We start from the raw sequence: 15409 nt of genomic DNA, 5'->3' as shown, positions 1-15409 counted from the left end.
TTGCACAAATACGACGGGGTGGACTTCACATCCAGCGATCTGGGTAGGTCCACCCCGCTTATATCATCATAGATGCGTCAGGTTAAGGAACGGGGGAGGAGACGGTTCCGATTGCAACGATCGATCGTTTTCTCCAAGCTCCAGCACCGCCACAACCCGCTCCTCCGGCTGAATGCCGAACCCTTTGCACTGATCCTGGTCATAAATCCATTCCGGTATCGATCGGCGTACGTTCCACGGCCTGGATTTAACCAATAGTTGTACGTTCTGGATCAAACAGCATATCGCCGCATAATCCTCCTCCTGCTTGTGGGGATCCTCTTCATGCTCTGCGACCATCAGGAGAAAAGCCGATGATGTATAGCCTTCGGAATTCGAGAGCTTTGCGGCCGCTTCGCTGCCCGTCACATAGATAAAGCGCCACGGTTCTCTTAGTCCGTCATTCGGGGCCCAGACAGCGTCATTCAGCACTTCCAGAATGCTTTGCGCTGAAATCCGGCCGCGTTCCGACCGAAGCCCTTCCGCTTGTCGGCCTTCGCCGATGGCGGTCCATTTCTGCTCGGCCGGCGCTCTTCTTCGAGCTCTCGGCGCTTTATCGAAATATCCAATGTGCAAAATCCCGGCAAACCTTTCACCTTCCTGCAAACCGATTTCCGCAAGAAATGACTCGCTTTGAAACATGGGATCTGTGTCCCATAGCGCCCCCAATCCACGTTCCCAGCCAAGCAGCTGAAAATTTTGCATCACACTGCAAACTGCAGCGAAGTTTTCGTCGCTCTGTCGCCGATCGGAGGCGGATTCCGCGATGAAAATCAGGTGAGCGGGAATATCCGTTACTCGTTTGATGAAAAAATCAATCATTTTAGGGGGCATGAGCTTAACGAATCGGTTTTCCTTCATCTTGGTCATCATGCTCTCCACCAATCTATCACGCGACTTCGGCGTACCTGCGAAAAGACAGCGCCAGCGGGGCGTACCTTTGTCTTCGTACAGGTTGACCGCATCGTTCAACAAGGATACGACCAGTTCAGGCGCTACCGTCGTTGTGTTGAATCTCCGGATGGTTCTGCGTTCTCTTATCGTTTGGGGAATATTCAATTTGATTCCTCCTAATTTAACTTTGTTTACTGGTAAACAATAATGCCAAAAAAATTTACTTATCTCTCGCTTATATACCGGGCCATCCCTTGAAAAAACTTCAATATCGTCTGCAGCTCGCTTTCGGAGTAATCGTCCAAAAATCGCATAAAGCGCCGCTCCTCTGCTTCGTGCAAAGCCCGATGCAATTCGAACAGCTGCTTTCCTAGGGGCGTTAGACGAAAATAGACCTCTTTGCGATTGTCGTTAAGCTGGGTCCGATGAATAAGGTCAAGCGCAAGCAGCTTCTTGGTGATCTTGGTAATGCTTGCCTTCGACAATTTTAATTTTTCGGCAATCGCAGAATGATTGATCGGTTCATGTTGGCCGATGCAATCCAGGACATGGATGGTCGATAAATTTCCAGGTACGCCTTTCAGTTGATGAAGCTGGACCATCTCTTTGATTTCTTTAAGTTCCAGCTCCATTCGCTGTTCATGCAAATGAGAGAAGTGAAGCAGCTGTTCATAAATGATGGACTTGATACGATCAGGGTAATCCATAGATCCGGTTTCACACTCCATATTGTTTACTTGGAAATTAAAATATCACAGTTTGTCGGATTCAGCAAGTGCCGCATGCATCTTGCATGTGATGTCTGACAATCAGCTACTGAGCATTTTGAGTGCAGGGGATAAGCGAAGTGCGTTATTGACGATCTGAATGCAAGAGTTGGAAGAAATGCATTGTGCAATGGCGCCGCTCACTGTAATATACAGGTGATAAGATCGTTAAGGGCGCGTTAGCCGCGATTGCCAACATCCATCCGCTGCTGTCTTGAGGCTTTCATTTGCGGCCGCGAAAATGGCGATGAGCGGTGTGTGATCCAAGGGCTGAAACGCTGATTTGCTTCCGCGAAGCAAAGGGGCAAAGGAGAGGATGGCATGAAAAAGCATATTAAAGGCATGGCACACCGGGGGTATCCAAGTAAATACCCTGAAAATACGTTAATATCTTTTCAAGCAGCTTGCGATTTGAATTTCACTCACCTGGAGCTAGATGTTCAATTAAGCAAGGATGGCGTTCCGGTGGTCATCCATGATCCTTCTGTCGATCGTATGACTGACAACGGTGGGGGGCAAGTGAAGGACTTGACGCTGGCCGAGCTGAAGCAGCTGACGATTAACGGGACAGAGCGCATTCCAACCTTCGAAGAAGCGCTCGATTTATTAAAGGACCGGATCATCGTTGATATTGAATTGAAGCAGATGGGCGATCTATACCCGGGGATGGAACAGCTTGTGCTGGATATGGTCAAGAAAAAAGGAATGCAGGAGCAGGTCTTCATCACATCTTTCGACCACTATTGCCTCGAAAGAGTGAGACAGCTTGACGATACAATTGGCCTTGGCTTGATCAACATTGGGGCTTCGCCGGCATTTTTTCCATTTGCCAAAGAAATCCATTGCGGCTACATGTCGATTGAACATCTACATATTACGGAGCCTTTCATCCAACGCTGTGCAGAAGAAGACATTCAGCTCATCTCCTGGACAGTTAATCAAGAAAGCGACATGAAATTGGCAGCCCAATATCCTTCCTTGCTTATCTGCACGAACGAGCTGGAACTCTGGGCGAAGGTATCCGGCCAGAACGGGTAAGTCCTGGGGTATGGCCGTGGACCGATACAACATATATGCTTAAAAGTCGCATAGTTGCGGCTTTTTTTGTTTTCCGTAAATGAGGACGATTTCCAACTTTCCGCGCACGCGGCAGCCCTGAACAAGGAGGGAATGAACAGCACGGACTTTACCGCTGAAATTTTTCATGGGAGTTAACTCATCGTCTTTTTCCCCACAGGTCTGTTTCGAATTATATAAGCGCAGGCTTGGGTTCGCGGATGCTCCGAATGGCCTCCATTAACAATAAAGCTGCCTTGCCTAGGACTTTTTTATCTTTATAAGCGATGCCTATCGCAATGACAGGATTCAAATCGGCTATAGGTCGTATAACCAAGGAGCCTTCCTGTTCCAGACCGCTGTATATCGGAACAATCCCGATACCGAGCTCGGCCTTGACCATATGTTGAATGACAAAGAAGCTTCCAACCTCCATACAAGAGAACAGGTTCTCCCCAGCCTCATAAATCGCCGTTTCCCAAAGCTCCCGATAGATACAAGTCGGTTCTTTCACTAGAATGGTATGCCCTGCGAGGTCGCTCGCCGTGATGCTATCTCGATCGGCTAATGGGTGATTCATATTTAACATGACGCCTAATCTTTCTTCGAACAACGGCTCAAACTCCAGCATGAGCTTCGAAGGTGGGGCCGAGCAGACACCAAAATCGAGCTCGCCGGCCCGAACCCTCTCCGCAATGGATCTGCTGCCGCCTACTTCCATGGTTAACTCCACTTTCGGCCGAGTCTTGCAGAAACGGGCTATCACGGCCGCTAGCTGCTGGCTTGCGACTGGCTCGATAGAGGAAAAACGCACCGAGCCGTTATCTCCCGTTGCAATTTCCGAGACGGTCTGCCTCATGGTTCCGACCGATTTCAGTAAAGCCGAAGCCTCATGATAGAGCCATCGGCCGGCTTCGGTCACAATCACGCGTTTTCCGTCGCGCACGAACAAAGAAACGCCAAGATCCGCTTCGAGACGCTGAATCTGAAGGGTTACCGTAGAAGGAGCATATTGGAGTTCCTCGGAAGCTTTCAAAAAATGTCCAAGACGCACGCAAGCCTCAAAGGTCTTTAAAGCTCGAAGATCCATCCTTGTCATCACCTTTATTTAATATTCATGAATCATTCTTTCATATTATTCAATTTTACAAAACATTTCCGGGATTTTACAATAGGGTCACCGGTATTTTGAATGAAAAGATATTACAGAAGGGGGATTTACGATGTCTAATTTGGTCATTACTCGCGGCAATCCGGCGCTTTCTCACTGTGCCTTTACGTTTGATGACGGACCGATGCGGCTTCCTGTTGACGCATGGCTGGATGCTTTGGAGCAGGGAGGCGCGTGCGGAACGTTTTTTTTAACGGGTGAATGGTTTGATCGGTATCCGGCGAAAGCAAGAGAAATGATAGCCAGGGGCCATGAGCTTACCACGCATACCTACCATCACCGCAGAATGGCAGACGTGACCAAAGCCGTATTCTTCGAAGAGTTGAAATGGGCTGAGCTTGCTTATCAAGAAGCAACGGGAAGGCCGGTTCCGACTTTCATGCGGTTTCCTTACGCCTCCTATCGGGATGAGAATTTGGAATGGCTTCGGGAGTGGAACTATCTGGTCATCGAGGGGGAGGATACGGTCGACTGGTCGGGACCGCCAAGCGCGCAGCTTGTGGAGCGGGTGATACCTAAGCTGGATAATGGGACGATTTTGATGTTTCATGCCAATGAAATCGCCAAAGAAACGCCGCAGGCCGTAAAATCGCTTGTACACCATGCTCACGCCAAAGGACTTGATATGATCACCGTATCCGATCTGCTTCGTGCCAATGGCATCAGGGCAGGCGAACGCAGCTGGCAAGTCCGCTTCAAACCGACTCTCCCGAACTCTTTCCAAAGTGAGCAATGGAAGAGCGTCGCCGACGAGGATGAATTGCGGAAGCTGGCCGCCGATTCACTTGAATGGGGGAACCCGAAAGCTCCGAGGGGGTCAGGCGCTTACGGCAAATGGCTGCAAGCGCTCTCCATGCAGTCTCCGTCGGACGGTGAAACTCGTTTTGTCGCCCGCAGCTTTGCCGGCCGGCACTGGGCATACGTGCGTGCTTCGATCCGCGGCGGCGCACTGATACTGGAGGACTTCGCTACGAAGGAAGCGCATGCGGATGCTATAGTCTATATTCTGCAATGGGCGGCTCACGAGGCATCAACCCTAGACTGCGAATGGATCACCAGCACACAGGACATGCGCCGGATTCACAAGCTGTGCGAACAGATGGGCGTCGAAGCCGAGATTGTATTGCTGGAAGGGTAGCGGTTCATGGTCCGCCTTATTATTTGGGGGGAAGATAGGGAATATGGGTACAAAATCGGCATGGAATTGGATTACGCTATGGGCATCGTTATTATTTGTCGTGATACTCGGCTTTTCCCGGCTCTCCTACGGCATGTTTTTGCCCGGGATCCAGAGGGTCATCGGGGGGAGCTATGGACACTTGGGTATTCTCGGCACCGTCAACTTTATCGGCTATCTAGTCGGGACATTGTGTCTTTCCCCGTTGATTTCGCGGTTTCCAGACCACAAGCATGTCATTAATCGGATGACGTGCTTATTGCTCGGATTGACTTTAATCGGCTCGGCATTTAGTGATCATTTTACCCAGCTTGGGCTTTGGCGGTTCGTCATCGGCTTGTTATCTGCCTTCGCTACCGTGTTAGTCCTGTCCATTGCAATGGATGCCGTTCGACCCGCGGAACGGGGAGTGGCATCGGGTCTTATATGGCTGGGCGGATCTGCCGGCATTCTAGTGACAGGTTTGTTCGCCCCCTTTACCATAGATCCTTCACACTTGCAGGGGTGGCGGTATGCTTGGGTGATCATGGGCGTATTCGGTGTAATTGCCGCGCTCGGTTTCGAGTTCGTTGTTACCAGAGAGAGGGGAGTCGTAAAAATACCCGCGCCGACCGAATCGGAGCCATGCGACCAAGAAAGCGATCATGTGTATCGTCTCCTGTTGAACCCCAATAAGCTCTTGTTCCTAATCGCTTCTTATTTCTTCTTCGGCTGGGGATACATCATCTATTTCACGTATTTGATTCCCTATCTGGTGAACCAAGGCATTCCATCCCTCTATGCCGGGCTGGTATGGTCCGGTATCGGATTCGCGGGTTTGTTTAACGGATGGATCGGAGGCAAAGCTATTGACCGCTGGCCGAGCGGGTATACGCTGGCTTCGGGATTAACCTTAGGAACAATCGGAGCGTGTGGGGTAATCACTAATAATATGTTCTTTACTGTACTTGGAGCCACCACGATTGGGCTGGTTTCCTTTATTACTCCGCCGCTGATGACAACTGCGCTTCTTCGTCGTCATGTCCCTCAACACGCGTATGCGCCAAGCCTCAGCATAGCCACTGCCTTTTTTGCCTCTGGGCAGATCATCGGTCCCATCGTTGGAGGCTTGATCGTCGAACAATACGGCTTGCCATTCGGCGTGGCATCCAGCGCCATCTTTATGGCGATTGCCGCTGCGTTGGCTGCATGGTATGGACTACAGCAGCGAAAGCTTGAGATTCGTCATTTGCCTGTCCGTGGTTGAAGTCGAAGCATCATATTGAGGCAGCTGGTCAAACGATCAGCTGCCTCATTCATTGTGGTAACGGCTTTTATTTTTCCTATTGCGTTGGTACACTATCAGAATGAAGATGGGTCATAAATTCAATCATAACGTTAGGATGATCTTTTTGGATATGAAATTCTTGTTAGTGGAAGATGATAAAACGATTGCGTCCGGTCTGGAATATTCGCTGCAGCAAGAGCGCTATTCAACCATTATTTGCCATGATGTCGCATCTGCAAAACAGGTGCTCGCCGAAGACATCGATCAGTTCGCTTTATGCTTGTTCGATTTACAGCTTCCGGACGGAAGCGGCTATGAATTGTGCAAGATGGTGAAGGAGCGGCGTGACATTCCGGTCATCTTCTTAACGGTGATCGACGATGAGGTTAATGTCGTGATGGGGCTTGATATGGGAGCCGATGATTATATTACGAAACCTTTTCGGGTTCGCGAACTTCTTTCGCGGATCAAGTCCGTCTTGCGAAGATATCAAAAGCCGTCCCAAGTTAACAGCATTATGGATATCGATGATATCCGCATCAATACGCTGGAAGGGAAAGTGTTCAAGAACGGAGCCGAGATTGCGTTGACCGCTTTGGAATATCGCTTATTGCTCATCTTTGGCAATCATATCGGACAGGTTCTCTCAAGAAATCAGCTTTTGGAGCAAATTTGGGATGTGGCCGGCGATTTCGTGAACGACAATACGTTAACCGTTTATATCAAAAGGCTGCGGGAAAAGCTGGAAGATGATCCTGGACATCCGACATTGATCAAAACCGTACGCGGACTGGGATATAAGGTTGGTGATTAGATGCTGCGCAATCGAGAAATTAAGATGTTATTGTTCGTCATGGGTTCAGTCAGCCTAGCGGCGATTGTTGCAGCTCTTATGATTTCTCCTGCCGCCGCGGTGCTCGTTTTCTTTCTATCGATTTTGCTCATTGGCGGCAGCTTGTTATTTACGAAATGGAGATACCGCGAAATTGAAAAGCTGTCCGTCTATTTGCGGGAGATTAGCAGCGGCAATGATACCCTTGACGTACGGGACAATCAAGAAGGCGAGCTTAGCATCCTAAAGAATGATATTTACAAAGTGACGCGCATGCTGTCGGAGCACCGGTCGCTATTGCAGCGGGACAAACTTCAACTGACGGATGCCATCTCCGATATTTCGCATCAGCTCAAAACGCCGCTCACCTCCATGACCGTCATGGCGGATCTGCTAAGCGCCCCTGACCTGCCTCCGGCCAAAAGAACGGAGTTCACCCACCATATTCGCATCCAGCTTGAACGGATCGACTGGCTTGTTTCTTCTTTATTAAAGCTATCGAAAATGGACGCGAAGACCATCCCATTCAAAAAAGATCGAATACCCATGAAAAGCCTTATCCAAAAAGCATTAGAGCCGGTAATGATTCCGATGGATATTAAGGGACAGACGGTTTCCATCGAGGGGGATGACAACGTCTCTTTTGTCGGCGATTTCAATTGGACTGCTGAAGCGGTTATCAATATTTTGAAAAACGGAGTGGAGCATACGCCTGAAGGCGGTGCAATCGCCATCTCATTTTCCGAAAACGCGTTATATACGGAAATCGTCATTGTCGACAACGGAAAAGGCATTCCGAAAGAAGATTTGCCGTATATTTTCAAACGTTTCTACAAAGGAAAGAATGCTAGCGAAGGGAGCATCGGCATAGGGCTTGCGATGGCACAGAGCATCATTGCCAGTCAGAACGGCGTGATCGATGTGACGAGCGACGGCGAGAAGGGTACGCAGTTTCGGATTAAATTTTATAAGCACGTGATTTAGCGGCACACCGTAAGTGACTGAATTGTCACCTCCATCGTCACTGAAAAGTCATTTTGGACAGATACAATGAGATCCATCAGATGAACGATGGAGGTACGACAATGCAATCGAAGCAACAGCGTAAGCTTATTTTTGCCATCACGATATTTTACACCCTGTTTATTCTTTATTTTTTGTTTTTCGCTTTCGGCAGGGTAGGTAAGGCAGATCAAATCAAGGGGTACACCTTTATTTTTTTACCGGACGATTTTTTTAGGCTGCCAGGTCTATCCGACCTTCTACATCCGACCTTGATGGATTTAGTGGGTTTCGGGAACGTCGCCGCTTTCATTCCTTTTGGCATATTGATTCCGTTGTTATATCGGACTAGCTTTGTCCGCTTTATGACATTGTTTATCCTATCCATCCTCCTGCTGGAGACGATTCAGGCACTAACTTTCCTCGGCAGCTTCGACATGAATGATGTTATACAGAACTCATTGGGCGCAGCCGTCGGCTTCGGGGCGTACAAACTTGGATTTCGCACAAAAAACTACTGGAGAAATATTGTTTATATGGGTTTATCAAGTTTAGTCCTCATGCTCGGGGTGTGGGGGGTCTTCGGGATCTTTGACCAAGCGTTCACCAAAGAAATGGGTCCCTTTGTAGCGATAAACGATTTAAGGGATAGTACGGGGAATCCTTCAACAGGAAACAAAACGGCCAGTTTTGAGATTGGCGGTCAAGACGTGGAACCCCAATATAATGTGTACAGTTTCGAAGGCAAAAACAAGGAAACGTACAGGTACACGCTAGGCAATAAGAAGGAGGTGTACCTCTTCTTGAATTATGGAATTCCCGATCAGGAGGATTCCCGAGGCAGCATTAGGATTACCGCCGATGGACATGAGTTCCTGACCGTATCTGTAGAAGCCGGACGCCATGAGCCGGAGATGAGCTCCATTTATTTCCCTCAGGCCAATGAGCTTACGATAACCATTGATGGAAATGTAACCCTGTGGGATGTTGGATATAAAGAGATGGTATATAGCTGGAATTGAGCATGAAGGGAGGTAGGTACGGCAATGGAAATTTTAAAAATCGAGCATCTGTCTAAAATATACGGCACAGGCGAATCGGCGGTAAAGGCGCTTGACGACATTTCTTTTTCGGTTCAAAAAGGCGAATTCGTCGCGATTATCGGCCCGTCCGGATCGGGAAAATCAACCCTTCTTCATCTGCTGGGAGGCGTCGATCGACCGACGAGCGGCAAGGTTTTCGTTGAAAATACGGACATCTATGCATTGGATGAAACGCGTCTGGCCATCTTCCGGCGGCGGCAAATCGGACTGATCTACCAGTTTTTCAATCTGATTCCCACCTTAACGGTGAAAGAGAACATGACGCTGCCGCTCTTGCTGGACAACCAACAGGAAGATAAGAAGCAGTTCGATGGGCTCGTAAAGACGCTAAATTTGGAGCGTCGTTTAAACCACCTGCCTAATCAGTTATCCGGCGGACAGCAGCAGCGGGTTTCGATCGGCAGAGCGATCATCAGTAACCCTGCCATCATGCTGGCAGACGAGCCCACCGGGAATTTGGACAGCAAAAATAGCAGCGAGATCGTCGATTTGTTGAAAATGTTGAATAAAACCTATCATCAGACGCTGATTGTCATCACTCACGACGAACGAATCGCTTTACAGGCCGACAGGATCATTTCAATTGTAGACGGGAAGGTTGCCAAAGACGAGGTGATCCGTCGATGAATATTGTCTACAAACTTGCCATCCGGAATTTAAAGCAAAACAAGAGACGAACACTCGTGACCATCATCGGCGTCATCATTTCGGTTGCCATGGTGACCGCTGTCGCTACGCTTGTGTTCTCCTTCTCGGATTTAATGATCAGGCAAACCATCGCGGATAGCGGGGAGTGGCATGTTCAATATCAGGATGTTACCAAAGAACAGCTTGCGGCGATACAAGCCGATGAGGCAACCCAAACCGTTGCGATTACAAGGGATCTTGGATATGCCCCATTAGAAGGGGGACAAAATCCCAACAAACCATACTTGTTCATCAAGGAATATGATGCGCAAGGTTTCACACAATTTCAGGTTGAACTAAGCAAGGGGCGTCTACCCCGTACGGACAAGGAAGTCGTTATCTCCGAGCCCGTTGCAACGAACGCCAAAGTGAAGTACGAAATCGGCGATCGTCTAACCCTTCGCATCGGCGAACGATTCGAACAAGGGGGCGATCATCCCTTGGATCAGACCGAACCGCTGCGTAGGGAAGACGGCACGTTGACTGAAACGTTGCAGCATATCGAGACAAAGGATTATACGGTGGTCGGCTACATCAAGCGTCCCGTATGGGAAACGGCTTGGGCGCCGGGTTATACGATTATCAGCTATGTCGATGAAAACTTTATCGGGGCAACCGATCAAGTGAATGCGGCGGTGGTCTTGCAGAAAATCAAACCGTCCTTGTTCGCTGATGCGGAAAATGTGGCAAAGAGGAACGACATCGAATCGGTCCAATACAATAACGACTTGCTGCATTATTACGGCTTGTCCAAAAACAAAGAATCGTACAGCATGATGTACACTTTATCGGCGATCCTGATGGCGGTCATTATGATCGGCTCGGTTTCGCTCATCTATAATGCTTTTGCGATATCCGTCTCGGAACGTTCCCGTCATTTAGGGATGCTCGCGAGCGTCGGGGCTACGAGAAGGCAGAAGCGAAATTCAGTGCTTTTTGAAGGTGTCATTATTGGCTTGATCAGCATTCCGATTGGCATTCTATGCGGTCTTGCCGGGATCGGAATCACCTTTTGGTTCATGAACCCGATGATTGAAGGGGCATTATGGAGCAGTGAAAAGCTGACGGTCATCGTCACGCCGTTATCACTCTTGATTGCCTGTGTTGTTTCGATGCTGACGATTTTCATCTCGACGTATCTTCCGGCGATCAAAGTATCCAAGGTTTCCGCCATGGACGCGATTCGCCAAACGTCCGATGTTAAGCTTACGGCGAAAGCCGTGAAAACGTCGAGGCTCATTCGCAAGCTCTTCGGCATCGAAGCGGAAATCGGATTGAAAAACTTAAAAAGAAACAAACGGAGATATCATGCCATTGTATTTTCACTTGTCATCAGCATTGTTTTGTTTTTGACGGTATCGTTTTTTACCGCCGGCATGAAACAATCCCTGGAACTGTCGCAGGAAGGCGTCAATTATGATATTCAAGTGTCGTACAGCAACGGAAAAAGAATAGACGACCGGTTGCTGCAATCGATTGTATCCTTAGATGGTGTAACGGAATACAACCTGATTCAAGAGTTCTATAAGCAGGCTTGGGTCGATGAAGCGTACATCGCCGAAGAATTGCAAGAGATGGTTAAGAAGGATAAGAGTTTACTGCAGGACGGAAAATACCCTTACGAGATTAAGATCCATGCATTGGACGATTTGAGTCTGCAAGCCTATGCCGTTGCCGTCGGCGCAAAATACGAACAGCTTAGGGATCCGGATCATCCTGCCGCGATCGTGATGGATACAATCCGCTATCAAGATATGGATGCCGGGAAATATGTCCAAACGAAGGCCGTGTATACGAATGTCGGTCAAAATTTCGAACTAACGAATAGCTATAAAGATAATGCGGAAGAAACGAAGGTAAGCCGGGTGACCGTTGCCGCGCTGACGGATCAAGCGCCGATGGGGATGAGCGGGGCAGGCGTAGGTGGGTTAAATATGATCGTGTCGGAACGCATCATGGATCAATTGGCAGACGACGAGGAGCTGGCTAACGTTCAGACATACCTCTATTTGAAAAGTACGGAGCCGATGAGAACACAGCAGGAAATCGAAGAGATGTTTGAGACCAATCTGAATGTCTACAATGTATATCAATCCAGAAAAAGCGAAGAACAACAGATTCTATTGACGGCCGTCTTTTCTTACGGTTTTATCGTATTAATCTCCGCGATTTCCATTGCGAATATTTTTAATACCATCTCAACGGGCTTATCCCTTCGTAAGCGAGAAATTGCGATGTTAAAATCCGTTGGCATGACGCCAAAGGGCTTTGCGAAAATGATGAATTATGAGAGTGTTTTTTATGGAGTCAAGTCGCTGCTGTTCGGGCTTCCCGTCAGTTTCGTCGTGATGATTCTAATGTATAGGTCATTTGCGAACAGATTCAGCTACGGATTCACCGTTCCCTGGCTAAGTGTGCTTTCTGTCGTCGTCGCCGTATTTGTTATTGTCGTTTCTGCGATCATTTTTTCCAGCAGGAAATTAAAAAAGGAAAACATTATTGATGCTTTAAAGCAGGAGAATATATAGGCAGATCGAAATTGACTATTAGGAAAGCCGCATAAGTTGCGGCTTTTTTGCTTGAAGTATAGAAGTTCTCGTTATAACGCTCACCGTATTTCCTTCCTGTGTTAGACTAACCTTATACCACTTGTTAGGAGTCTGTGTGAAGATGAAGACATTCACGATCTTGTACATGGAAAACGATCAGGAAATTAGCACCTGGCCCAGAAACTTTCTATGCGGACAAGGCTATGAGGTAATCTGGAGAACCGGGCTGGACTCCCGGTCCCCTCAAATGATGAAGGCGATTCGCCGCGTCGGATACCGAGTGAGAACATGAGGATGCGCACCTCGTTAATGAGCAAATACCTGGCTCTGATGATGACCGCATTGCTGCTGTGGCCGGTCATTCCAGCGATGTTTTATTTACCGGGTTACCTATTCAGCGAGCATTCGATGTATCGTCCGGAAGAGATCACTCGTAGGTGGCAAGAGGAGGCCATCAAGCTGAATGGTGCAGGAACTGGGAAGATTCGAGCCCAACTGGGCGAGTTGAGCATGGAATATCCGGATGCAGAGATGTTCTGGGTCGACTCGTCGGGTAGAACGAATGCGATCAAGGTCACCTCGAACGATATCCCGGCGCAATGGAGTTATGAGGATATGCTCTCGCTTCAAATCCAGGATAGCAACCAGGAAGCGTTTACCTTGACGGCCCTCATCGGAAACGATCCAAAACAAGGCTTTATGGTGATGAGGCTTCCCGAATCTCATATTATATCTGCGGAAATGTCGTTTCCAGAAAACATGCCGTTAGCCATTATGTTCTTCACCGTCTGTCTATGCTTCTTGGTACTGTCATTTCTGTTCTTCGTGAATCTTCGAAAAAGATTGATTAAACTTCGATCAGCGATGAACTTAAGCGGGAAGAGCGGCTTCCCGAATGAAGTCGTTATTAGCAAGGAAGACGAGATTGGAGAACTTGAAGGCGCCTTTAACCGGATGGTCTGCGAGCTTAAAGAAAGTCAGCAGCGGGAGCGGGAGGAGGAGGAACTGCGTAAGCAATTCATTTCGAATATATCCCACGATCTCCGCACTCCGTTAACTGTCATTCGGCAGCATGTTCATTCCGTTCGAAGTAATCCTGCTGCTTCCCAGGAACAGACGTCGCTTTCTATCATTGATCACAAGCTGGATGAAGTCGACAAGTTGATGGATAACCTGCTGTCATACTCACTGCTATCGGCGGGGAAGTATCCCATTAACATCCAATCGATCGATATCACTGAAGAAGTTCGTAACCGCGTGGCCGAATGGTATCCGATCTTCGAGGCAAAGGACTTTGATGTTGTTGCCGAGCTGCCTGATTGCCCGATCCTATGGAATGTAGACCCCGTGTGGCTTCATCGGATCATTGACAATGTGTTCCAGAACGTGGTGCGTCATGCTGGGGCAGGCCGATACATCGGCATTCACATCACGGATTATCCAAATCAGGCTATTATCGTACAAGACAAGGGTCCCGGCACTTGTAACGAGTCTCCTGAAAAGGGAGCTGGAATTGGATTGTCCATTGTATCCATGATGACCAGGGAGATGGGTTTGCATTGGGAGTTGAAGTCCGACGCAAACGGAAGCTCGTTTTATCTTTGGAAGGATAGCGGCTTGAGCGTATAGATTACAGTGAAGATTACATCTTGTAAGCCCTGAAACCAACGAACCTGATTATGCAATCATGTTGCATGCAGTTTCTTTAAGATCAACTACCTCGCGCAAGGCTGCTTTTGCAGAAATTTAACCCATTCTTAAACTTAAGGTCGCTTTACTTTTCGAATCAGAAGATAGAATGGGATATGCAAGCAGCGTTATTTAAGGAGGTAAGTAATCCAACATGAGGTATGATAACATGGCAATATCGAAAGAGCTGCAGACGCCGTTATGGATGAAAATGCGTCGTATATGCGGCTATGGAGCAGCCATATCGGTGTTGCCGTATCTACTGATCAAAATCGCTTGGACTTTAGGTTTCTTCATGCCGACCGAACAAATGGGGGATGTTAGCTGGCGTGCGATCAACGCAGCTACCGTAGTGCTCGCAATGATCGGGATCCTGCTGGCGCTGGCGTTCAGCATGCCATGGGGCGAACGTCTTCCTGCTTGGCTGGTTGCCATCCCCATTTGGATGGGTACGGGTCTGCTGGTTCCTATGCTGCTCTTGGCACCGGTGCTCGGACCGGCAGCCATGACTCGGGATAAGGAGGCAGGCGCCGCCGATGTTTGGGTTTATGAACAGTTCTTCGTCATGATATCGCTGGTTGGTGTCGGCATTTGTCTGCCTCTTGCCCTAGCAGGTTACGCCCGAACACGCTGGCCGGAGGCCTTCGGCACATTCATTGATTATCGTGATTTATCCGGGAACACTTTGAAGCTGCAGCAAACATTGGCCAAGTTTGTTGGAGTTGGCTGTATTCTACTCGGCACCATCAAGGTGTATTGGGCTGCGGGAGGGACCTTTGGCATTGACCCGGCAAGAGTGGATGAACGCGATGTGTGGTGGCACCTGCTGACGTTTAGTACCGGAGCATGGTCTATCGCTGGAGCGTGGGGAGCTCGGGTTCTAACTTCGAATAACGGATCGCGAAGGTTCCTCCCCCCGATGGCAACGGTATGGATTTCGTCGGGAATGTTATTCTCATACAATCTCTTTTCCGCCATACGCACGGACTCCCAATTTTCGCCGGAGTACCCGTTGCTGCGGACGTTGACCACGGAAGCGGGGATTATTTTGGGGATCATAATGGTAATGATCATTCTTCTAGTGCTGAACGATCGACGGCGAATCTTGTAAACTACCCGTACCGCTAGTTTTTGTCAAACGACAAGAGCATGAATACACTGAAAAGCCGCATGTAT

The 15409-nt window shown here is 48.6% G+C and carries 13 protein-coding genes; 10 read left to right on the top strand and 3 right to left on the bottom strand.

Annotated features, from left to right (window positions below; all coding sequences use genetic code 11):
• Positions 1-66: 66 nt before the first annotated feature.
• Together HMPREF9412_RS28855 and HMPREF9412_RS28850 are read right to left on the bottom strand one after the other, a co-directional pair.
• Positions 67-1098: a nitroreductase family protein gene (locus tag HMPREF9412_RS28855; RefSeq protein ID WP_009595413.1), complete on the bottom strand. Its 1032-nt coding sequence runs from the start codon at positions 1096-1098 to the stop codon at positions 67-69.
• Between the two features lie 59 nt (positions 1099-1157).
• On the bottom strand, positions 1158-1640 hold the full coding sequence (locus tag HMPREF9412_RS28850) for a MarR family transcriptional regulator (RefSeq protein ID WP_009595446.1): 483 nt from the start codon (positions 1638-1640) through the stop codon (positions 1158-1160).
• 381 nt (positions 1641-2021) lie between these two features.
• Between HMPREF9412_RS28850 and HMPREF9412_RS28845 the strand changes: the two genes are divergently transcribed.
• Positions 2022-2738: a glycerophosphodiester phosphodiesterase gene (locus HMPREF9412_RS28845; protein WP_009595431.1), complete on the top strand. Its 717-nt coding sequence runs from the start codon at positions 2022-2024 to the stop codon at positions 2736-2738.
• Positions 2739-2949: 211 nt separating this feature from the next.
• Here HMPREF9412_RS28845 and HMPREF9412_RS28840 read toward each other — a convergent pair whose 3' ends face one another.
• Positions 2950-3846: a LysR family transcriptional regulator gene (locus HMPREF9412_RS28840; RefSeq protein WP_009595441.1), complete on the bottom strand. Its 897-nt coding sequence runs from the start codon at positions 3844-3846 to the stop codon at positions 2950-2952.
• Between the two features lie 133 nt (positions 3847-3979).
• Between HMPREF9412_RS28840 and HMPREF9412_RS28835 the strand changes: the two genes are divergently transcribed.
• The 9 genes from HMPREF9412_RS28835 (at position 3980) to HMPREF9412_RS28795 (ending at position 15344) form a co-directional block, all read left to right on the top strand.
• Positions 3980-5065 carry a polysaccharide deacetylase family protein gene (locus tag HMPREF9412_RS28835; protein WP_009595469.1) on the top strand — a complete coding sequence of 362 codons (1086 nt, stop codon included), beginning with the start codon at positions 3980-3982 and terminating at the stop codon, positions 5063-5065.
• Between the two features lie 43 nt (positions 5066-5108).
• The gene (locus HMPREF9412_RS28830) at positions 5109-6350 is read left to right on the top strand and encodes a YbfB/YjiJ family MFS transporter (protein ID WP_009595396.1); all 1242 of its coding nucleotides are present in this window, start codon (positions 5109-5111) and stop codon (positions 6348-6350) included.
• 151 nt (positions 6351-6501) lie between these two features.
• A complete protein-coding gene (locus HMPREF9412_RS28825; protein ID WP_036674007.1) occupies positions 6502-7185 on the top strand; it encodes a response regulator transcription factor in 684 nt (227 codons plus the stop codon).
• On the top strand, positions 7186-8187 hold the full coding sequence (locus HMPREF9412_RS28820; protein ID WP_009595402.1) for a sensor histidine kinase: 1002 nt from the start codon (positions 7186-7188) through the stop codon (positions 8185-8187). It begins immediately after the preceding gene.
• A gap of 101 nt (positions 8188-8288) precedes the next feature.
• Positions 8289-9227 (top strand): VanZ family protein, encoded by a 939-nt coding sequence (locus HMPREF9412_RS28815; protein ID WP_009595462.1) that lies wholly within the window; start codon positions 8289-8291, stop codon positions 9225-9227.
• A gap of 24 nt (positions 9228-9251) precedes the next feature.
• Complete coding sequence (locus HMPREF9412_RS28810) at positions 9252-9935, top strand: ABC transporter ATP-binding protein (protein WP_009595414.1); 684 nt, start codon at positions 9252-9254, stop codon at positions 9933-9935.
• Complete coding sequence (locus tag HMPREF9412_RS28805; RefSeq protein ID WP_009595451.1) at positions 9932-12523, top strand: ABC transporter permease; 2592 nt, start codon at positions 9932-9934, stop codon at positions 12521-12523. The genes HMPREF9412_RS28810 and HMPREF9412_RS28805 overlap by 4 nt, the downstream gene beginning before the upstream one ends.
• A 330-nt stretch (positions 12524-12853) precedes the next feature.
• Positions 12854-14173, top strand: a complete 1320-nt coding sequence (locus tag HMPREF9412_RS28800; protein WP_009595457.1) for a HAMP domain-containing sensor histidine kinase — start codon at positions 12854-12856, stop codon at positions 14171-14173.
• Positions 14174-14402: 229 nt separating this feature from the next.
• On the top strand, positions 14403-15344 hold the full coding sequence (locus HMPREF9412_RS28795; RefSeq protein WP_009595410.1) for a hypothetical protein: 942 nt from the start codon (positions 14403-14405) through the stop codon (positions 15342-15344).
• Positions 15345-15409 lie beyond the last annotated feature (65 nt).

This window comes from Paenibacillus sp. HGF5 (assembly GCF_000204455.1).
Lineage (GTDB): Bacteria > Bacillota > Bacilli > Paenibacillales > Paenibacillaceae > Paenibacillus_AQ > Paenibacillus_AQ lautus_A.
This window is presented reverse-complemented; position numbering and strand designations above follow the sequence as displayed.

Coding starts and splice junctions, on each gene's coding strand:
- HMPREF9412_RS28850 (WP_009595446.1), bottom strand. CDS start 1,640: ATGGATTACCCTGATCGTATCAAGTCCATCATTTATGAACAGCTGCTT.
- HMPREF9412_RS28845 (WP_009595431.1), top strand. CDS start 2,022: ATGAAAAAGCATATTAAAGGCATGGCACACCGGGGGTATCCAAGTAAA.
- HMPREF9412_RS28840 (WP_009595441.1), bottom strand. CDS start 3,846: ATGGATCTTCGAGCTTTAAAGACCTTTGAGGCTTGCGTGCGTCTTGGA.
- HMPREF9412_RS28835 (WP_009595469.1), top strand. CDS start 3,980: ATGTCTAATTTGGTCATTACTCGCGGCAATCCGGCGCTTTCTCACTGT.
- HMPREF9412_RS28830 (WP_009595396.1), top strand. CDS start 5,109: ATGGGTACAAAATCGGCATGGAATTGGATTACGCTATGGGCATCGTTA.
- HMPREF9412_RS28825 (WP_036674007.1), top strand. CDS start 6,502: ATGAAATTCTTGTTAGTGGAAGATGATAAAACGATTGCGTCCGGTCTG.
- HMPREF9412_RS28820 (WP_009595402.1), top strand. CDS start 7,186: ATGCTGCGCAATCGAGAAATTAAGATGTTATTGTTCGTCATGGGTTCA.
- HMPREF9412_RS28815 (WP_009595462.1), top strand. CDS start 8,289: ATGCAATCGAAGCAACAGCGTAAGCTTATTTTTGCCATCACGATATTT.
- HMPREF9412_RS28810 (WP_009595414.1), top strand. CDS start 9,252: ATGGAAATTTTAAAAATCGAGCATCTGTCTAAAATATACGGCACAGGC.
- HMPREF9412_RS28805 (WP_009595451.1), top strand. CDS start 9,932: ATGAATATTGTCTACAAACTTGCCATCCGGAATTTAAAGCAAAACAAG.
- HMPREF9412_RS28800 (WP_009595457.1), top strand. CDS start 12,854: ATGAGCAAATACCTGGCTCTGATGATGACCGCATTGCTGCTGTGGCCG.
- HMPREF9412_RS28795 (WP_009595410.1), top strand. CDS start 14,403: ATGGCAATATCGAAAGAGCTGCAGACGCCGTTATGGATGAAAATGCGT.